The following is a 20,086-nucleotide window of genomic DNA, read 5'->3' as shown; positions in this document are numbered from 1 at the left end:
AGCATAATAACAGGGAAAAGCAGTTTTTAAGAGTAGACAAATGGAGGGCGTAAAGATGAGTTTAAATTCCCCGTTGGTTCCAAATCAAAAAACACATTGTGCCAATGAGTATGGAAAGTTAAAGAAAGTGGTCGTTGTTTCACCTGAAAATATGCAAATAAATGAAATCATAAATGAGACTCAAAAGCATTTCCTGAAGGAAAATATCAATATAGATAAAGCGGTTCTGCAGCATAAAAACTTTGTTGATACATTAGAGAAAAATGGTTCGGAGGTCATTCACCTGCAACCATCACCAGAGTTTAATGAACAAGTCTTCACAAGGGACGTCGGTTTCACGATTCATGATCAGTTCTTCGTTGCATCGATGAATACCGATGTCAGGCGGGGCGAAGTGAAAACGCTGAAGAAATGGCTGGAAACCAATGAAGTGCCTTATAATGAACTTCTCCATTCCATTGAAGGAGGGGATGTGCTCGTTGATGAGCAGAATATTTGGATCGGGGTGAGTGGACGGACGAACCAATTGGCCATCCAATCCTTACGAAACCAGCTCCCCCAATTTACCGTTCATGAATTACCTTTAAAAGAAGGTATCCTCCATTTAGATTGTGTATTTACGATCATTTCAAAGGATTGGGCCCTTGTATATCCACCGGCCTTTACGAAAGAGGATCTTGAAACAATCAAGAAACATTATCATATCATCACCGTGTCGGAAGACGAACAATTTCAAATGGGACCCAATGTATTAGCAATCGGTAATGAAAAAATCATCAGCCTTACTCAAAACCAAGACTTGAATGAACGAATCAGATCGAAGGGTTTTGACGTAATTGAACTGGATTTATCCGAAATTATCAAGTCAGGTGGATCATTCCGATGTTGTACGCTCCCTCTGATTAGAGAGTAGATGAGGTATTATTGACTATGAACGAAATAGATTTATTAATGGAAAACAGGTGCTTTATACCTGTTTTTCTTCATTTTACAGAAGCTTTACACTCCTGTATTCCTTTTGCAAATGACTCTTCACATTTCCCCTTTATCCTGCAAATGTAGTCGAATTTACAGGAGGTAGGGAACAAATGAAAAAATCTATGAAGAAAATTATTCCGTTAGCTGTTGTGTCAACGTTGGCTCTAGGAACTGTAATAGGGATGAACCAAGACAATTCAGAAGCACAAGCGAAGGATTCCAAGAAAGGTAAAGCTAAAAACGTCATCTTTATGATCGGTGATGGAATGGGCGTTCCTTACACAACGGCTCTTCGCTATATGAGCGATAATCCAGAAACAGTTGAAATGGAAAAAACGGCATTTGATCCTTACCTTGTCGGATTACAATCCACTTATCCAGAGGATGAGAAAGAAAACGTAACAGACTCAGCAGCTGCTGCAACGGCGATGAGCGGTGGAGTCAAAACATATAATAATGCAATAGCAGTCGATAATGATAAAACCGATGTTAAAACCGTATTAGAACAGGCGAAAGAAAACGGTATGTCTACAGGAATCGTGGCTACTTCAGAAATCACCCATGCGACTCCAGCCTCTTATGGAGCCCATGAAGAGCAGCGAAAAAGCGAAAATGCGATTGCGGATGACTACTATGATGAAATGATTAACGGTGAACATAAGATTGACGTCATGCTGGGCGGAGGGACGGACTTCTTCGAACGTGATGACCGAAATCTTGCCAAGCAGTTCCAAGAGGATGGGTACAGCTATGTGAAATCCGCTGAAGAACTTAAAAATGATGACAACAAACAAGTTCTTGGTCTTTTCTCTGAAGTGGGAATGGACAAGATGATCGACCGTGATGAAGAACAGCCTAGCTTAGCGGATATGACGACATCTGCACTTGACCGTTTAAAAGGTGACAAGGACGGGTTTTTCCTGATGGTGGAAGGCAGTCAAATCGACTGGGCTGGTCACGATAATGATGTGGTCGGGGCTATGAGTGAAATGAGAGATTTTGAAAAGGCATTTGAAGAAGTAAGGGACTTCGCGAAAAAAAATGGTGAAACACTTGTTATTGTTACAGCTGACCACTCAACCGGCGGCTTTTCCATTGGATCAGATGGTGAGTACAATTGGGATCCTTCTGCTATTCAAGCCGCAAAACGCACTCCTGACTATATGGCAGAACAAATCGTAAATGGTGCATCAGTCGAAGAAACATTAGCCGAAAATATCGATCTTGAGTTGACGGAAGAGGAAATCGCTTCTGTGAAAGAAGCAGCAGAAAAAGGTGATCAAACCGAAATCGATAATGCCATCGAGAAAATCTTTGACAAACGTTCAGGTACTGGCTGGACAACGGATGGTCATACAGGAGATGACGTTCCTGTCTATGCATTTGGTCCACAAAAAGAGAAATTCTCCGGCATGATCGATAACACAGATCAAGCGAAAATGATCTTTGAATTATTGAAGAATAAAGGAAAAATCAAAGATAAGAAATAAGCTTAATTGAGATTAGACCATGCATCTCCCTCCTTAGGGGGTGGACTGCATGGTCTTTTTTTTGATTATACTTCTTCTAAATCCGAGACACTTACTTCAGAACGCTCTTCTAATGGTCCCCGGAGATGAACAACGGCTGTTTTTCCGTCTTCATTTATAGAGTCAATCCATACAGAAGCATCCTTATATTTTACTTCAATGTCAGCTGAAGAAGATAAAATTTGTTTTACACGGTTAGAATCCATTTTTCATTTCCTCCTTAGATTTTATTTCCATAGGTTAGTTTGTCCTTTTTCAAGAGAAAAATGAGCGTATATTTCTTTTGGATACTGAAACGCTAGTAGGGAAAGGATGATGGTCATGAAGAGGAAGGATGAAAGAACATCCACTACAGAAACGAACATGGAATTAAATGAAAGATTTTATGGACGAAATGAAAAAGAGGTCGATCCAGCACCGCCCACATATATTCAGAATAACACAGCCGCGGTGAGGATTACTGGGAACGAAGAATAAGACAATAAACCAAAACCTGCCTGATGATTCATCAGGCAGGTTTTCCTTACTTCGTCTTATTACGCTGATCTTTATTATGCTTATTCCCCTTACTATTGTCTCCACTCGTAATTTCTTTAGCAAACTCCGTCGTTCCACGCTTAGGTGAATTTTGGTTTTCGCTGCCTTTGTTGAACTTTTTCGTCATATGAATCCCCTCCAATCTATTCAATTCATCAATAGTTTTTGAAGAAAAACAACAGGTTATACAAAATTGAAATGTTAAAGAAAGATTAAAAAATAATTTAGCATAGTTTTTTGGGACAAGAATAAGTTATAATATAAACCGAAATGATTACGATTAAATTTTTAACTTAAGAAAGGAAACGTAAATGAATGAATTCTTTGAGGAGTTTTAGTCAAGAAATGACAGGGATACTATTATTCATGTTATTTATTGTTCTTTTTTTAGCTGGAGATTGGGTGAAAGATTATTTACCGGACGAGCTTCTTACTTCTTCGATGGTGAATGTCATTACGATATTCCTGAGCATCTTGTTAGAAGCGATCCCATTTATCTTAATTGGTGTCTTCGCATCCGCACTTATTCAAGTCTTTGTTTCTGAGAGTCTATTACAAAGAATCATCCCGAAGAGGTTTCCTTACCTGGCTCTGTTTCCTGCAGCTGTGGTGGGAGCATTGCTTCCAGTTTGTGAATGTGCCATTGTACCGGTGGCAAGAAGGCTGATAAAGAAAGGAATGCCTGCTCATCTTGCGATTGTCGTCATGGTCACGGCGCCTATTTTAAATCCGATTGTCTTCGCGTCTACTTATTATGCGTTCCAAAATAATATGACGGTTGTCTTTGGAAGAATGGGAATTGCTTTAATAGCAGCCTTAATCATTGGGGCACTTTTGTACAGGTTTTATGGAAAAAGAAACCCGCTTATACAGAAAGAGCATCAACACGAGCATCATCATGATCACTCTTCCAATAAACTAATGCAGACGATTGTACATGCCAGTGATGAATTTTTTGACATGGGTAAATACCTAATTATCGGAGCATTCGTTGCAGCTGGATTTCAGACATATCTGGATAGGGAGCTGCTTGTGGGGATAGGGACGAACGAGGTACTGGCTCCGGCAGTCATGATGGGGTTTGCCTATATTATTTCTTTATGTTCGGAGGCTGATGCATTCGTGGCATCGTCGTTCGGAAGTATATTTTCCGCATCGTCCATATTGGCATTTCTAGTATATGGTCCTATGATTGATTTCAAGAATACTTTATTGATGCTTGCATACTTTAATAAAAAATTTGTACTGATCTTTATTGGGGTCGTGACGATTGTTGTGTATACATGCACATTGGTATTCCAATTATTTGTATAAAGGAGGCGAGAGGTATGAAACCATCGATACAATTTCATACATTCATCCGGGGAATCATCTTAATCGGATATGCCCTGTTGGTATTGAAACTATTCTTAACGTTTAATCTGCAAAACTTTGTTGCACCCAAAATGCACGGATACATGTATTTTGCTCTGGGGGTTTTCATTCTCCTCGGGGCGATCCAAATCATCCGGGGTACATCTTCAGCTTCTGCAAAAGAACATCATTGTGATTGTGAAGGTCATGAACTGCCGAAAGGATTCATCAGGTCCAGCATGGTATATGCCCTGTTTATTTTTCCCATAGTGGTCGGGTTCCTGCTGCCGGATAACTTATTAGATAGTTCCGTTGCGGCTAAGAGAGGGGTGAAAGTAGGGAATAGTTTATTTTCAACACCTCCATCCAGTGAACAAAAAGGGATAAATCAAGATGAGGGTGCTGAAAAAAGTTCGTTTGAAACTGAGCCCACCCTCAGTCCTTATGATGAGTTTCCAGTTGAAAAGGATTTCGACAAGCTGAAAGAAATCGTTCATAACAATGAAAAAATAATTGTAAGAGATGAACAATATATTCAAACATTAAGTATTGTGGACGAAGAGTTGGACAATTTCGTTGGAAAAGAAATTCAGCTTACGGGCTTTGTTTATAAAGATGAAGGATTTGCAGAAGATGAACTGGTGATTTCCCGCTTTACTGTGACGTGTTGCGTAGCAGATGCCTCTGTTTATGGATTGTTGGCCCGGGATTCAGGACTGAGTAAACTTGAACCGGATACGTGGATTAACGTGAGTGGCGTGATCGATAAGGTGGATTTCAATGGTCAGGCAATGCCGGTTTTAAAGAATCCCGTATTTGAAGTCATAGAGCCGCCTGCTAATCCTTATGTAGAGGAGTTCTATATAAAAATTGAATAAATAAGAGAATCCTTACTTGTAAGTAGGTAAGGATTCTCTTATAATGTATAAATCGTAATTATTACGTTTTAATAATCGTAATCAGGTGGTGATCATATGTTTGATTGGATCATAATCGGTGGAGGGATCCATGGATGTACAGTGGCTACGTATCTTGTGAAGAAAAAAAAGGTGCCAATTCATAAAATATGTGTAATCGATCCTTACCCAGAGCCTTTATTTAAGTGGAAAAGGCTGACAGGATTAATTGATATGCCATATTTACGCTCACCTTTTGTCCACCATTTGGATACACATCCCTTTAGTCTGCAATCCTTTAAGAAGGATGAAGGAGAATATTTTTACGGGCCGTATAAGCGGCCGGCTCTTTCTCTATTCAATCAACACAGTTCTACAGTATTAGATGAAATTGAACTCTCTAAAGCGTGGTTTCAGGGAAAGGTGAAACACGTTGAGAAAGGGCGAAATGAGTGGATAGTGAGAACCAGTGGTTTGGACCATTTTCTTGGAAAAAACATTGTGATTGCAACGGGAATGAATAATCAATTAGCATATCCAAGTTGGGGAAGTGATCTTGTTGCGGCTCGTCCAGAACAAGTTGGCCATTTATTTGCTGAGTCTCTTCCGATCATAGAGCCACCAATCGTCGTGATTGGAGGGGGTATCTCCGCTGCTCACCTTGTGATTAAGCTATGCAAACAATACCCTGGACAGGTTTATCAAATTGCCAGGCAGCCTTATAAAGTTCACGATTTTGACAGTGATCCCGGCTGGCTTGGACCTAAGTATCTGAGCGGCTTTGAAAAGCTTACCAGGTATGAAGAAAGAAGAGATGTCATCGATCAGGCGAGGCATAAAGGGTCTATGCCAAGTGAATTAGCCAATAAGTTGAGAAAATTGAAGCGAGACAATACGTTCACCTTTATCCAAGATGAAATTCAATCATGGAATGTATCAGGTGATGAAATAACACTCCATTTAACGGAAGAAAAGTCGAAACTAAAAGCGAAGACCATCCTATTTGCCACTGGATTTTCTAAAGAGGTCATGCAGGTGGACTGGCTCCAAAAACTTATCAAAGAGGAAAAGTTAACATGTGCGAAATGTGGTTTTCCGGTAGTGAAAGAAGACTTGTCATGGTGTAATCATTTATTTGTGACAGGACCACTGGCTGAGTTGGAAATCGGACCGGTCTCACGTAATATTTCCGGTGCAAGGAAAGCAGCAGAAAGAATAGTAAATCACACGATTTAAATCGTAATGATTACGATATTTAAAGGGAGATGAATGGTTATGATGAAAGTACCAGTAACAGTATTAAGCGGTTATTTAGGATCAGGAAAGACGACATTGTTAAATCATATTTTACATAACCGTGAAGAAAAGCGAATAGCGGTCATTGTGAATGATATGAGTGAAGTGAATATCGACGCGTCACTCGTGAAAAGTGGTGGATTTACCAGAACAGAAGAAAAATTAGTCGAGCTTCAAAATGGTTGTATTTGCTGCACCTTGAGGGAAGATTTAATGAAAGAAGTACAGCGATTGGTCGATCAGGGGAATATTGATTATATTGTGATTGAGTCTACCGGAATCTCGGAACCTATTCCCGTAGCTCAAACATTCACATATATGGATGAGGAGATGGATATTGATTTAACGAGAAATACAAGACTGGATACGATGGTGACGGTTGTGGATGCCAACCGATTCTGGCATGATTTTGCAAGTGGTGAAACTCTGCTGGACCGCAAGCAAGCAACAGACGAAGGGGATACAAGGGAAGTAGTAGATTTACTGATTGATCAAATCGAGTTTGCGAATGTGATTGTGTTAAATAAAATAGATTTAGTGGAAGAAGTGGATGTTATAGAATTAAAAGCTGTTCTTCATAAGTTGAACACGGAAGCGAGAATCATTGAAGCTTCACATTCCAACATTTCACTAGATCAAGTACTGAATACCCGATTATTCGATTTTGAGAAATCCAGCGAGGCAGCCGGGTGGATAAAAGAGTTACAAGAAGAACACACACCCGAGACTGAAGAATATGGAATCTCTTCTTTCGTCTATCGCCGTAACAAGCCATTTCATCCTGAACGTTTTATGTCATGGATGGAGGAGTGGCCGGTAGACATCGTGCGTGCAAAGGGCTTCTTTTGGCTGCCGACCCGAAACGACATGACGGGCTTAATATCTCAGGCAGGTCCATCGATCATCATTCAGGGGGCAGGGGAATGGGTAGCTGCTTATCCTGAAAATGAGAAAAAGGAAATCCTTGCTGAAGAAGTGGAATTAGCTGAGAAATGGGATCCTGTTTATGGGGACCGAATGAACGAAATCGTATTTATCGGCCTTGAGATGAACAGGGAAGAAATAGAGAAGTCGTTAGATCGTTGTTTGTTGACGGATAAAGAAATGAAAGGGGATTGGACGAAATTCAAAGACCCGATCCCTGCTTTTACGGTGGAAGACTGATAGACAAAAAAGTCAGGCGCATGAACGTGTCTGGCTTTTTCATTCGTCTTCTTTTTGACTTCGTATTAATGAAGGATATTGAAACCTATGATAGGACATGAAAGTTATATCTTTATTCCTATATTTAACATTCCTACTGATATTTTTATTCTTCTAAACGATAATGAAGATAGGATATCAAAAGGGAGGTAAAGAAATTGCATGAGAAAATGGATGGGATTCAGAATACGTCAGGAATACCGGGCAGGTGGTTTGTGGATGAAGTGGCAGAAGGATCGGAGGGCTATCCGATTTTATTTATTCATGGGATTCATGCCTCTTCGGACACGTGGATAAGAGAAAATGATCTACAGGAATTTTCGCGGAAATATGGACACCAAGCCGTTTTTATTGATTTGCATCCAGACGAAGATATGTGGAAAAATGGGCAGCTTTTAGAGGAAAAGCTTCGTGAGATTTATGACCATTTTAAGAGGAAGGTAGTGGTTGTGGGCCATAGTAAAGGAGGGATCGATGTTCAAGCCGCGTTGGTTCATTATGGTGCCGGACCATATGTAGAGAGGGTCATCACTCTTTCGTCTCCTCATCATGGATCAGAGCTTGCAGACCTTACCTATAGTAAATGGGCCGGCTGGTTAACCGATGCTTTAAAAAGCAAAGATAATGCCGTGTTCTCCTTGCAAACGGGATATATGAAATCTTTCCGTTCCCAGACGGATGAACTTGAACGTGCAAAAGCCACCCCATTCTATACATTCGGTGGTACAGGATGGGGAGGGATGAATTCTGCATTGTATTGGGGCGGGTTATACTTAAGCCGATTTGGACAAAGCGATGGAGCGGTATTAGTAACAAGTTCACGCCTTCCTTATGGGGATGAGGTGAGTATCCAAGACTGGTCTCATACGACGATAAAAGAAGGCGGAGAGATTTTTCCTTATATGAAGGACCTCTTAACGGAACAGGTACAAGAGGTATCCTATGCTACCATGAACTGGCTTGCAAATGAGGGAGAAACATCGGTCCTCCATAGGGGCGGGGAATTTGTAGGCGTTGGAGTGGAGAAGTTTTCAGTGGAGGAAGAGGTAGAAAGAATTTCGGTGGACTGGATCAGTGATCAACAGGTTACGGTCTATGAGCTCATTAGCCCGAACGGACAAGTGTATAAACAATTCATGATTACGGAAGATGCGACAGGCTATTTCCCTGGAGCTTATCATCATTCCATTATCATTTCAAAGCCACTTTTAGGGGAGTGGGAAATGAGGGCAACTAATAGTCATAGTGAAAAATATATGCTGACCATTCTGTTTCAGAAAGGGGTTAGTAAAGGGGAGAAACAACTGGAGGGGGATGGAGAACCTATAATGGTTTCGTGGAATTTATACGACAAACCTGTAAAGAAAACATATACCATTCACCATATTCCAACGAAGAGTGGAAAGAAAAACCAAACCACCCTCATTACAACTGAAGATCTATCTTCTCTGCCACTCGCAGAATTTGAAGAAGGAGTCCATAACATCACCATCGATATAGAAGGGGAAACCCAGGAGGGAAACAAATTTCAGAGAACGATTATTCAAACCGTTTATGTAGATGGGAAGGGGAATATTTATTAATGGTTTGAGGTCATTAAATGCAAGGTCCGTCCCTCTGCATAAACGGGGACGGACCTATGGATTATAGTGCGCTTAGGAATTCTGTTACTTGTTCTGGTGTTTTGGCGTTGGCACTGTGCAGGTGAGCGATTTTTTCGCCGTTTTTGTAGACAAGCAGGCTTGGGATGCCCATGACGTCATATTTTTCGGCGATTTCAGGAAATTCGTCTTTATTGATGTCGTACCATTTATATTGACCGAACTTTTCCATGATCTCATCAATGAACATATCCATACGACGGCAGTCAGGACACCAGTCGGCGTGGAATTTCACGATCACCGGCTCTGCTGAGCTGATTAAATCTTCAAAGGTTTCTTTGTTTTTGATTGATTGCATGCTGCTAACCTCCCTTTGGTATTATTTTATACAATACATCGATCAATTGTAAAACGAATCATTTTTCGTCTAGACTTGTACATGATAATATGGGAATACATTTTGAAAGAAAAAGGTGACATTATGCAACCGATTAACGTTGGATTAGTAGGATACGGTTTTTCAGGACAAAGCTTTCATCGCCCGTTGCTCTCACACTTGGAGGAATTTCATATCGAAGCGGTACTTTCTTCTGATGAAGGGAAAGTGCTGAAAGACATTGAGGGGGCGACTGTGGTTTCATCCCTTGATGATTTACTTCAACAAGACATTGAATTAGTTGTGATCACAACTCCAAACCATCTTCACTACAGGATGATTAAGCAGTCATTGCTTGCTGATAAACATGTAGTGGTAGAGAAGCCATTTGTGACAAATAGTGTGGAAGGGGAAGAGCTGTTAGCTTTAGCGAAAGAGAGAGGTTTGCATCTTTCCGTATTCCATAACCGCCGTTGGGATGCCGACTTTTTAACCATCGAAAAATTACTTGAGGAAAATGCTTTAGGAAAAGTCTATTCATATGAAGCCCACTTCGACCGTTTCCGTCCGAATATTAAAGATCGTTGGAAAGAAAATAAAATCGAGGGAGCAGGTGTATTATACGATTTAGGTTCTCACCTCCTTGATCAAGCACTCACCCTGTTTGGTACACCAAATTGGGTGCAGGCAGATGTGTTCCCACAGAGAAATCCGGAGAAAGCGGAAGACTATTTCCACATTACACTCGGGTATGACGTATTGAGAGTACAATTATTCTCACGTTCTATAGTCCTTGATCCCGGACCACGCTATCAGGTTCATGGATTACAGGGTAGCTATGTGAAGCACGGAATGGATCGTCAGGAAGAAGATTTGAAAGCTGGCAGAAACCCTCTTGATGAAGAGTGGGGAATGGAAGACGAAGAAAACTGGGGTACTCTGACAACCCTATCTGGTGAAGAAGTGACCTCAGAAGTCATTCCTTCTGAAAAGGGGGATTATACTCAGTTCTACCTGGGGATATATAGAACCTTAAGGGGAAACAACCCTCTTCCAGTGAAACCAGAGGATGCTTTACTCGTGATCAAAATCATTGAAGCATGTAAAGAGAGTGCAGAGAGCAAACGTGTTATTCAACTGAAATAGAGTAGAAAGGCTCCCCACAATAGGGAGCCTTTCTTTATTGATGCTATTCTACCGTACCAGCTTCCAAGATTTGAACCTTTGCGTCCACATTGAATTTTACACGGGGATAAATGCTTTCTTTCCACTCTTTAATATCAAATCCACGTACACCATGTTTCTGGTTTTGACCGATGCCGACAGGGTCGATGCCTAATTCCTGAAATTCCTTCAGCATGGCTAAGCATTTTCCTTCAATATCTTTTTTCATTTTTTTCTCAACTTCCACTACTTTATCAGGAGTCAATTTTTTTCCTGTGTATTCCCTGACGATTCCTCTGATTTTGATCTTCATTGTGACTTCCACTGGATCTGCTTTATGCTTTACGATTATCTTGTGCTTTGAAATCAGGCTCGTAACAGAAGCCTCAACGACTTTCTCTGCATGTCCGGGCTTTTTCCCCATTTTTATCACATGGCTTCCTTCTGCGAGTTTATCCACTAGTAATTTAAAGAAAAACATATCGGCAGCAGGAATTTTTTTGACCATTTTGTCTTTATCAAAGAGGGCTATACCTGTAATCGCTACACTTTCATTTGACAGTTGCTTTAATATGGGCAGATACGGTGTTTGTCCCTCTTGAAAATAGTCGAACAGAAATAAATGGAGGTTGGTCTCCGGTAATTCCCTGCGGGTGATATTGTGGTGAATAAGGTTGGATATGTAGGTTCCATTTCCTCTTAATCCGTAATTTCCTTTGATCAGTTCACCTGCATTTCCTTCGGTAATCGTAATATATACTCTTGCTCCCACACTGGCATCTCTTTGCAGGGAATCACCAATATCTATGATTCCTTTTCGTGCAAGTTCTTCTCCGATCAGCACTACATCCAAACTTCCCCTTACAAGGGGTTGTTGAGATCTTCTCTCTAATTTTTCTAAAACCTCTCTGGTGGAAGTAGCCTCAGCAGAGAGGGTTCCATTTTGAATGGATTTATCCGCTACATAGATGGGGAAGAGGGCTGTTCCCCTTATTTTATTTTCCCCCGCGTAGTCGTAAGCCTTTCCCGTTTCGATATATAAATCATCCAGAATTTCCCTCTCAACGCAACCTGTCAGGAGCACAAGGCAAAAGAGAACATAGCCAATTAGTTTTAGGGGTTTCACTGCTATTTATGCCTCACTTTCTTCATGATGATGACCAGTATTAAGAGTGCGGGTACATATAAATAGTTAATATAAAAACCAATCTTGTTTGTCATATCATTTAATACATTCACTTCTTTTCGATCTGTAAAAAAGGACAGTGTTGATAAGCAGATAAGACAGATGATGAGCAATGTATGCTTGTGCTTTATTGGAGTCATTCGTTTTAATATTCTGCTTGCACACCAGATCGAGATACATACGTTAGGGAGAATGACGAGGCACCAGTTGGCTATCCCGATATATTCAAATCGTTCAACAAATGGCATTTCAACGATTTTCCACATGGAGAGGGTGGCCCATACGGTCTTCTCCAATTGTTTCTGACTGAAAAATGCGAATGTAATGACTGCGATAAACGTATAGACAGTTGTCGTGACAAATAATCCCCAATGAGCATATTTCTGAGATTGTTTTGCGTTTTTCACGAATGGATAGAGCATCAAGATGGATTCATAACCTAAGTAGGTAAGAGACATATTCTTAGTGGATATGAGCAAATCTTTGACTGTATGATCGAAAACGGGCAAAACATTACGAAAATCTGCGAATTGGAACGTAAACCCGAAAGTCAAGAGCAAATAACTAGGTAGGATCGTTCCAAAAAAGGCCGTCCCGGTAATCGTCCTTACGCCGCCTTTTACGATATAGTAAACGAGCATAAGGAAGATCAGTGAAAAGATGAAGGTACTTAATCTCGGATACAACCATACTTGGAGTACCTCGATATATGTTCGCAATATGGTGATCACAAGCAGGCTGAAATAAAAGACGAAAATTAAATTAAATAGATTCCCGATCCATTTTCCAAAGGCAAGAGTATGAGCAGAAACAAGATCTCCACCAGATTTTTCTAAAATAAGGTACATCATGACCATTAAAATGTGAGTGAGGAGACCGGCTAGTATGACGGATATCCATCCATCATATCCGGCATTTTTCGAGATGACCCTTTGAAACCCTAGGACTCCTCCGCCCACTTGAATGGAATGAATGAGAAAGAATACAAGGAAAGGGGATATTTTTCTTCTATCTGGAATCGGTTGCATCTGATCACCTCCGACCTTTATTCATCGATATCTAGCTTTTTCTTTCCTTCAGATGGGCGGAACCGGTATGGTTTCTGTGTTCTTAAATACTCCGGACGACCTGCTTGCTTGTTAAATGGAAACCGGATCAGAGCGTCTTTAAAATCCTTCATTCTCGGTGGATAGAGCGGCTCCAGGAACGGTCTGCCGAGGGAGGTTAATTGTAAGAGATGTCCCATAAGCAGGCAGAAGCAGAAGACGATACCCAATAATCCCCAAAGTTGCGCGAACAACAAGAAGGGAAATCGCAGCAAACGGATCGTATTACCCATGCGGTATACGGGTGTTGTAAAGGAAGCAAGAGCTGCAAGGGCAACTAAAATGAGCAAGACGTTACTCGTAATTCCGGCTTCAACCGATGCGGTCCCGATTACGATCCCTCCAACGATACCGATGGTTTGACCGACCTTTGTTGGCAGGCGGGCTCCTGCTTCACGCAACAGTTCAATTGTTAATTCAAGAAATAGTGCCTCTAAAATAGGAGGCAAAGGGATTTCTTGCCTGGATGTGATAAGAGTCGCCATTAAATCCTTTGGAATGAGCTCATAATGATATGTCAATGCAGCAACGTAAATCGGTGTAATCAAAATCGAAAACGCCACAGCGAAAACACGTACTAGACGAAGGAATGAGGCAATTGAGAAATTTAAGAAATAATCCTCATATGCATTAAAGAACTCGACGAGAGTTGTCGGTCCAATCAAGGCATGAGGAGAACCGTCTACCATAACAGAGACTTTTCCCTCCACCAGTACAGATGCGACTCGATCGGGTCGTTCTGAATCCAATAGCTGTGGGAAAGGGGAATAGCTATTATCGGAAATGAGCTGTTCAATGAATGAACTATCCATGATTTGATCGAAATCCAGTCCTTGTAAGCGTTGACGAACCGTATTCACATTGGCTTCATCTACTAATCCATCAAGATAAACCAGGGCGATTCTCGTGTGAGTCAATTTTCCTACATTGAATTCCTCCACTATTAGCTCTTTGATAGGAAGGCGCTTGCGAAGCAAATTCAAGTTGTCACTGAGTGATTCCACAAAAGCCTCTTTTGGACCGACCACACTGAATTCCACTTCAGGTTGGGAAACTTTTCTCCCCATTTCATTTTTTGTAGCGATGAAAGCGAATTTACGGTTGGTGGCATCCATCGTTAACAAGGTATACCCATTAAAAAGCTTTTGTTCGATATCCGCCTCATCTTTCGAGATTTGAATATCCAAAACGGGTACCAGTGTTTTTAGATCATCAAATGAGTGGAAGTCTTTGGAAAGCAGGGAGGGAAGAACATCCTCCTGCAGAATCTTCCCATCAATAAGTGTAGTAATGAAATGCAAACTGAATTTAACCCCTGTATGAGGGTTTTGGTAGAAGGCTTGTTTATAGTCAGCCGATTTCTCAGCTTCTTGCTTAAAGTTTTCATAGGTTTGTTTTTTCTTCGTCTTATCGTCTTTTTTCTTGTTCTTAAAGAATGGAAACATACTAATCCCTCATGTTCGATGTATGGTCTATCCTGTAGTGTTTCCGAAAATAGGAGAATTATGAAAAAGGATGGGGGATGTGGGAAAAAACGTTAAGGGCTGCTTTATAAAAGGAGGGATTCGTTTGAGGTGGGTCAATCCAGGTTGGGGCTGAATTAAAAAAGACTGGAAAAGGGAACTCCCTTTTCCAGTCTCATGTCGTTATTCCTGTTCCAGGAAAAACTTTTCGATATCATCAAGCATCGCATTTGCTGCCACGACACCACCTGCAGTGTTCCAAATCGCGTCACTTACCTCGTATACCTTGTCTTGTTTTGCTACTTCAAGGTTTTGGAATAGAGGATCGTTCAGCCATTCTTCAGCAAGCTTGTTTGCTTCTCCATCACCCGTTTCATATGTGAAGTAGAATAATACATCTCCATCCATTGCCGGGATGCGTTCTTTCGTCACACCTTTTTCAGCAAAGTCATCAACATCCTGGCCTTCTGGACGGGCAAATCCTAATTGCTCCAGAATTACACCAGAGAATGAATCTTTATGGTAGATACGTACGTCACCTGCTAAAAAGCGGACCATAGAAACTTTCTGATTCAGCTTGTCACCAAGTTTACCTTTAATATCTTCAATTCGCTGGTCATACTCGGCTAAAACTTCTTGACCTTTTTCTTCTTTGTTCAGTGCTTTAGCGTATAATTCAAAGTTCTCTTTCCAGTTACCGCGTAATGTTTCAGCCATCACCGTTGGAGCGATGTCTTTCAACTGATTGTATTGTTCCTCTTGACGCATTTTGTTTCCGATAATAAGATCCGGCTGAAGTTTAGCGATAGCTTCCATGTTTAATTCACTTTCAGTCCCGACTACTTCAACGTCTTTCATATCGTCGGCAATATGATCGTACCAAGGATCACCTGTCCAGGATTGTACGGCACCAACAGGTGTCACGTCCATAGAAAGAAGGGCTTCTGTTCCTTCATTTGTAAGGATGACAACCTTTTTAGGAGTTCCTTCGATTTCAGTCGTACCCATTGCGTGTTCTACTGTGTAGGTTTCTTCTTTTTTATCATCGTTCCCTGCAGAATCTTCTTTATCTTCTTTATTACCGCAAGCTGCTAAAAAAAGAAGTGAAGCGATAAGGAATAAAGATAATAAACTTCTTAATTTCATATGTATGAATCCTCCTGAAAATGATATATGGTTGATAATGATTATCAATTACACTTTTTATATTAGATGAGAAGGTTTTCATTGTCAATACTTAAATGATAATGATTTTCAAAATCATTGACGGTTGTTTCATTCTTATTTAAAATAGTAATGAAAGAAAAGAACGTGAACATTAATAGATTTTCCTTTCTTATTGATTTCAATAAGGGATAGAAAGGTTAACACATAATGAAAACTCAAAAACAATTTCTTCTGTTTATAGCAACCATTCTTATTCTCATAGCGTGCATAGGAATCAGCATTGTCTACGGGTATACGGATACGTCGTGGAGGATAGCTCTTGAAGCGTTTACCAACCCGGATGGATCGACGGAGCATATCGTGCTCCAGACGATTCGTTTACCGCGTGCACTTATTGCTGCGACAGTAGGGGCATCCCTCGCAATTTCAGGAGTCCTGATGCAAACTTTGACCAAGAATCCGTTAGCATCTCCCGGTATTTTCGGAATCAATGCCGGTGGTGCCTTTATGGTGGTAGTGGCGGTTACGTTATTTGGTGTAACCAATCTTCAATCCTTTACGTGGCTGGCGTTTCTGGGAGCGGGACTTGCTGCCGTAGGAGTGTATGTCATCAGTTCCGTCGGGAATAACGGCTTGACCCCCATGAAGCTGACGTTAGCAGGGGCTGCCATAACGGCAATGTTTTCTTCATTTACACAGGGTTTGCTTGTACTGAATGAAGCAGCATTAGAACAGGTTTTGTTCTGGCTTGCAGGATCTGTTCAAGGGAGAAGCCTGGATATTTTATCCGGAGTATTTCCTTATATCGTGGCAGGATGGATCCTTGCTCTCATGTTGGCAGGTAAAATGAATATACTTGCCATGGGAGAAGATGTTGCCAAAGGGTTGGGACTTAAAACAGCCTTGATTAAATTTATTGCACTACTTGTGGTCGTGCTCCTGGCCGGAGGTTCTGTAGCCATTGCAGGACCAATAGGGTTTATCGGGATTGTCATTCCCCACCTTGCGAGAAAAATCATCGGGGTAGATCATCGCTGGTTGATTCCTTACTCAGGGTTGCTCGGAGCGATATTACTTTTGGCCGCTGACATCGGAGCCCGTTACATCATCATGCCCCAGGAGGTGCCGGTTGGTGTTATGACAGCCATTATTGGTGCACCATTCTTCGTGTACGTTGCAAGGAAGGGGTTTTAACCGATGAATAAGTTTATTGGGAAACGCTGGCTCGAGGACCGGGTTTCTATGCTCGTTGATCTATCAGCAATGAAGAAAATCATGATATTAGGTGTCATCACTTTACTCGTCCTTATTATGAGTACAGGTATTGGTGACTTGAAAATAGCCCCCTGGAAGGTCGTAAGCGTCTTCTTTGGAGGAGGAACAAGCTTAGAACAGCTTGTCGTTACATCATTTCGACTTCCCCGGATAATCATTGCTCTGCTCGCCGGGATGGCATTGGCCGTTGCAGGCGGTATTTTGCAAGGAATGATCCGAAACCCTTTGGCGTCCCCGGACATAATCGGGATCACCGGAGGGGCGGGTGCGGCGGTCGTCGCTTTCCTGACACTTTTCAGTAACGATGATAATACCTTGATGGTCAGTATAAAGTGGATGCCTGTTGCAGCATTTATCGGTGCAGCTATCATTGCCTTTTTAGTCTATTTCTTGGCATGGAGAAAAGGTGTATCCCCTGTCAGGCTCGTATTGATCGGAATCGGGATATCAGCTTTGACACAAGCATTGACTACATTGCTTATGATCCTAGGCCCTATATATAGAGCCAGTCAAGCAAATATATGGATTACAGGTACCGTTAACGGATCCGACTGGCAGGATGTGTGGATCCTTCTTCCTTGGAGCCTGATTTTTATTGTGTTGAGCTTTTTTATTACCCGTCAATTGAATATCCAGGAACTTGGAGAAGAAATCGCTACAAGTGTTGGAGGGAACGTTCAGAGACAACGCTTTTTACTTCTCCTTATGTCAACGGCTCTAGTGGGTGGCGCGGTTGCCTTTGCAGGGGGAATCGGCTTTGTAGGTCTGATGGCTCCTCATATGGCAAGAAGAATGGTAGGATCATCTTTCGGTGCGTTACTTCCGACTGCCGCTTTTATAGGTGGTATTCTCGTGATGGTGGCAGATCTGATCGGCCGGACATTATTCCTGCCGCTTGAAGTTCCAGCCGGAGTATTTACAGCCGCAATTGGAGCACCTTATTTTATCTATTTATTATTTAAAACAAGAAATTCTTAAAGGAGTTGGCCATTAATGAGTGACATTTTACAAACGAAGGATTTAACTCTATCTTACGGGGACCGAACGATCATTGATGAACTGAATATTGACATTCCAAAAGGGGAGATTTCTGTCTTCATCGGAGGGAATGGCTGCGGGAAATCCACTCTTCTTCGGTCCATTGCCAGATTGCTTAAACCGAAACAAGGGTCGGTTCTGTTGGATGGGGAAGCAATCTCTCGTTTATCAACGAAAGAAGTCGCTCGTAAAATGGCCATTCTCCCTCAATCGCCAACGGCACCCGAGGGCTTGACCGTCCTGCAGCTGGTCAAGCAAGGTCGGTATCCTCACCAGACATGGCTCAAGCAGTGGTCCCATAAGGATGAAGAAATTGTCCAGGACGCACTGAAGGCAACGAAGATGGAAGAGCTGCAGCACCGGAAAGTGGATGAACTTTCAGGAGGACAGAGACAGCGTGCTTGGATTGCGTTGACATTGGCACAAGACACAGACATCATCCTGTTGGATGAACCTACTACTTATCTCGATATGACCCATCAAATTGAAATTCTTGATTTATTATTTGAACTCAACGAGAAAGAACAGCGAACCATCGTCATGGTCCTGCACGATCTTAATTTAGCCTGTCGCTATGCCCATAATATTATCGCCATCCGTGATAAGCAAATTTATGCCCAAGGGAAGCCAGAAGATGTGATCAGCTGTGAACTTGTGAAGAATGTATTTGATATGGATTGTCAGGTATCACGTGATCCTTTGTTTGGAACGCCGTTATGCATCCCATTTGGTAAAGGTCGCTGCATTCTGAATGCTGTGGGTGAGACGGGATGATGAATGCCCTCACCCAGGGACAGTGGGAGACTCTTAAGAAATATCGTTTTCATAGAGAGTGGGATCCTGCTTTTAAAGGGGAAGAGGCAAGCTCATTCCTGAGGGAGATTGCTATGAAAGCCTATCTAACCAGCAGGCTTTCGGCAATTGGGACAGATGATCTTAAGGTAGCAGCGTCCTTATTCATGAAACGCTATGCTTTCATAGCAGCAATGGGATTAATGGCAATGACGTATTGGAATAAGAAATTAAACCTCAACCCTGAAAACCTGATCTTGGTGGACGGAGACAGAAATGGACTATGGATGCCTCAGTTTTATTTGAAAGATGCAACCGTTACTGAATTCACTTCCACCGGGGAGAAAGAGGAATATATTCAGTCGATCTTTCGAGAGCATCTTAATGGAGTGATACAGTCGTTAAAGAAAACGACAAAGCAGTCAAATCTTATTCTTTGGGAAAATATCGCGGTTTATGTTTTCTGGATTTTTGAGAGTGATGATGTTCTTTTAAACGAAGGAATGAGAGCACAGCGAGATCAACAATTCCACCAGCTGCTATCTGATGAAAACAGCCGATGGTTCGGGCGGTATCATAAAAATCCATTGGCCCGTTACTATAGTGAAAAAGTAAATGTAGAAGCTGTGCCGGAAAAGGTCCGTGTTCGTAAAACCTGTTGCTTATCCTATAGATTGGAAAATAGGGAGCAATATCGTTGTAAAACATGTCCGCAAACCTGTCGAGTGAAAAGGACATAGCTCAATATTCACAAGGAGGTATATGATAATGAAAGAGTTCCCGGAACAATTTGATGCATTGGTAGAAAAATACACAGAGTTGTTAGTTGGTGATACCGATTCGGACAAGAAAGAAATGGTGACCCAATACGCTCTATACTCCTTCATCGCGAAGAATATGCCCGCACTCGTGAAGCATTGGAATTCATTATATCCAGATGGTAAAGGTGAGATGAAACGAATCGTCGGCGAGATCAAAGAGATGAATGAAGCTCATCGTTCTGAAATGAATGGGAAAAAGAAGGATGAGTAAGAGGTTTTTATATGTAAGGTGCCCTTTATTGTTTAAGAGGGTGCTTTTTTTATTGGATTTTGTCTGGAGTGGGGAGGTAGAGGAAGATTATTTT

Annotated in this window: 21 protein-coding genes; 14 read left to right on the top strand and 7 right to left on the bottom strand. The window is 41.5% G+C overall.

Annotated elements, in window-relative coordinates:
• Positions 1–55: 55 nt before the first annotated feature.
• Together ACXAF2_RS08400 and ACXAF2_RS08395 are read left to right on the top strand one after the other, a co-directional pair.
• Positions 56–913 (top strand): dimethylarginine dimethylaminohydrolase family protein, encoded by an 858-nt coding sequence (locus ACXAF2_RS08400; protein ID WP_475138142.1) that lies wholly within the window; start codon positions 56–58, stop codon positions 911–913.
• 175 nt (positions 914–1,088) lie between these two features.
• Positions 1,089–2,468: an alkaline phosphatase gene (locus tag ACXAF2_RS08395; RefSeq protein ID WP_475138141.1), complete on the top strand. Its 1,380-nt coding sequence runs from the start codon at positions 1,089–1,091 to the stop codon at positions 2,466–2,468.
• Positions 2,469–2,533: 65 nt separating this feature from the next.
• On the opposite strand, the gene ACXAF2_RS08390 is transcribed toward ACXAF2_RS08395, so the two are convergent.
• Complete coding sequence (locus ACXAF2_RS08390; protein ID WP_475138140.1) at positions 2,534–2,713, bottom strand: H-type small acid-soluble spore protein; 180 nt, start codon at positions 2,711–2,713, stop codon at positions 2,534–2,536.
• A gap of 115 nt (positions 2,714–2,828) precedes the next feature.
• On the opposite strand from ACXAF2_RS08390, the gene ACXAF2_RS08385 reads away from it, so the two are divergent.
• On the top strand, positions 2,829–2,984 hold the full coding sequence (locus ACXAF2_RS08385) for a hypothetical protein (RefSeq protein ID WP_475138139.1): 156 nt from the start codon (positions 2,829–2,831) through the stop codon (positions 2,982–2,984).
• Between the two features lie 46 nt (positions 2,985–3,030).
• On the opposite strand, the gene ACXAF2_RS08380 is transcribed toward ACXAF2_RS08385, so the two are convergent.
• On the bottom strand, positions 3,031–3,171 hold the full coding sequence (locus ACXAF2_RS08380) for a hypothetical protein (RefSeq protein WP_475138138.1): 141 nt from the start codon (positions 3,169–3,171) through the stop codon (positions 3,031–3,033).
• Positions 3,172–3,359: 188 nt separating this feature from the next.
• On the opposite strand from ACXAF2_RS08380, the gene ACXAF2_RS08375 reads away from it, so the two are divergent.
• The 5 genes from ACXAF2_RS08375 to ACXAF2_RS08355 all read left to right on the top strand — a co-directional run bounded on the left by ACXAF2_RS08375 (position 3,360) and on the right by ACXAF2_RS08355 (position 9,375).
• A complete protein-coding gene (locus ACXAF2_RS08375) occupies positions 3,360–4,358 on the top strand; it encodes a permease (RefSeq protein ID WP_475138137.1) in 999 nt (332 codons plus the stop codon).
• 14 nt (positions 4,359–4,372) lie between these two features.
• Positions 4,373–5,275, top strand: coding sequence for a TIGR03943 family putative permease subunit (locus tag ACXAF2_RS08370; protein WP_475138136.1), 903 nt, complete (start codon positions 4,373–4,375; stop codon positions 5,273–5,275).
• A gap of 96 nt (positions 5,276–5,371) precedes the next feature.
• Positions 5,372–6,529 (top strand): FAD-dependent oxidoreductase, encoded by a 1,158-nt coding sequence (locus tag ACXAF2_RS08365; RefSeq protein ID WP_475138135.1) that lies wholly within the window; start codon positions 5,372–5,374, stop codon positions 6,527–6,529.
• A gap of 42 nt (positions 6,530–6,571) precedes the next feature.
• Positions 6,572–7,753 (top strand): GTP-binding protein, encoded by a 1,182-nt coding sequence (locus tag ACXAF2_RS08360; protein ID WP_475139156.1) that lies wholly within the window; start codon positions 6,572–6,574, stop codon positions 7,751–7,753.
• Positions 7,754–7,950: 197 nt separating this feature from the next.
• Positions 7,951–9,375 (top strand): esterase/lipase family protein, encoded by a 1,425-nt coding sequence (locus tag ACXAF2_RS08355; RefSeq protein WP_475138134.1) that lies wholly within the window; start codon positions 7,951–7,953, stop codon positions 9,373–9,375.
• 61 nt (positions 9,376–9,436) lie between these two features.
• Here the strand turns inward: ACXAF2_RS08355 and ACXAF2_RS08350 are convergent, their stop codons facing one another.
• Complete coding sequence (locus ACXAF2_RS08350; RefSeq protein WP_475138133.1) at positions 9,437–9,751, bottom strand: thioredoxin family protein; 315 nt, start codon at positions 9,749–9,751, stop codon at positions 9,437–9,439.
• 123 nt (positions 9,752–9,874) lie between these two features.
• Here ACXAF2_RS08350 and ACXAF2_RS08345 point away from each other — a divergent pair, with 123 nt between their 5' ends.
• On the top strand, positions 9,875–10,915 hold the full coding sequence (locus ACXAF2_RS08345) for an oxidoreductase (RefSeq protein WP_475139154.1): 1,041 nt from the start codon (positions 9,875–9,877) through the stop codon (positions 10,913–10,915).
• Between the two features lie 43 nt (positions 10,916–10,958).
• On the opposite strand, the gene ACXAF2_RS08340 is transcribed toward ACXAF2_RS08345, so the two are convergent.
• From ACXAF2_RS08340 to ACXAF2_RS08325, 4 genes are all read right to left on the bottom strand, one after another.
• Positions 10,959–12,059 (bottom strand): Ger(x)C family spore germination protein, encoded by a 1,101-nt coding sequence (locus ACXAF2_RS08340; protein WP_475138132.1) that lies wholly within the window; start codon positions 12,057–12,059, stop codon positions 10,959–10,961.
• A gap of 2 nt (positions 12,060–12,061) precedes the next feature.
• Positions 12,062–13,147, bottom strand: coding sequence for a GerAB/ArcD/ProY family transporter (locus ACXAF2_RS08335; protein ID WP_475138131.1), 1,086 nt, complete (start codon positions 13,145–13,147; stop codon positions 12,062–12,064).
• A 17-nt stretch (positions 13,148–13,164) separates the two neighbouring features.
• Positions 13,165–14,670 (bottom strand): spore germination protein, encoded by a 1,506-nt coding sequence (locus tag ACXAF2_RS08330; RefSeq protein WP_475138130.1) that lies wholly within the window; start codon positions 14,668–14,670, stop codon positions 13,165–13,167.
• A 201-nt stretch (positions 14,671–14,871) separates the two neighbouring features.
• Positions 14,872–15,834, bottom strand: a complete 963-nt coding sequence (locus ACXAF2_RS08325; RefSeq protein WP_475138129.1) for an ABC transporter substrate-binding protein — start codon at positions 15,832–15,834, stop codon at positions 14,872–14,874.
• 228 nt (positions 15,835–16,062) lie between these two features.
• Between ACXAF2_RS08325 and ACXAF2_RS08320 the strand changes: the two genes are divergently transcribed.
• The 5 genes from ACXAF2_RS08320 to ACXAF2_RS08300 are packed head-to-tail and all read left to right on the top strand — an operon-like array spanning position 16,063 to position 19,992.
• Positions 16,063–17,049: a FecCD family ABC transporter permease gene (locus ACXAF2_RS08320; protein ID WP_475138128.1), complete on the top strand. Its 987-nt coding sequence runs from the start codon at positions 16,063–16,065 to the stop codon at positions 17,047–17,049.
• A 3-nt stretch (positions 17,050–17,052) separates the two neighbouring features.
• Positions 17,053–18,108: a FecCD family ABC transporter permease gene (locus ACXAF2_RS08315; protein ID WP_475138127.1), complete on the top strand. Its 1,056-nt coding sequence runs from the start codon at positions 17,053–17,055 to the stop codon at positions 18,106–18,108.
• Positions 18,109–18,123: 15 nt separating this feature from the next.
• Positions 18,124–18,942: an ABC transporter ATP-binding protein gene (locus ACXAF2_RS08310; RefSeq protein WP_475138126.1), complete on the top strand. Its 819-nt coding sequence runs from the start codon at positions 18,124–18,126 to the stop codon at positions 18,940–18,942.
• Positions 18,939–19,700 carry a siderophore-iron reductase FhuF gene (gene fhuF, locus ACXAF2_RS08305; RefSeq protein ID WP_475138125.1) on the top strand — a complete coding sequence of 254 codons (762 nt, stop codon included), beginning with the start codon at positions 18,939–18,941 and terminating at the stop codon, positions 19,698–19,700. The genes ACXAF2_RS08310 and fhuF overlap by 4 nt, the downstream gene beginning before the upstream one ends.
• Positions 19,701–19,725: 25 nt before the next feature.
• The gene (locus ACXAF2_RS08300) at positions 19,726–19,992 is read left to right on the top strand and encodes a DUF2573 family protein (RefSeq protein ID WP_475139152.1); all 267 of its coding nucleotides are present in this window, start codon (positions 19,726–19,728) and stop codon (positions 19,990–19,992) included.
• The last annotated feature ends 94 nt before the right edge of the window (positions 19,993–20,086 follow it).

This window comes from Rossellomorea sp. ABR4_004 (assembly GCF_056159585.1).
This window is presented reverse-complemented; position numbering and strand designations above follow the sequence as displayed.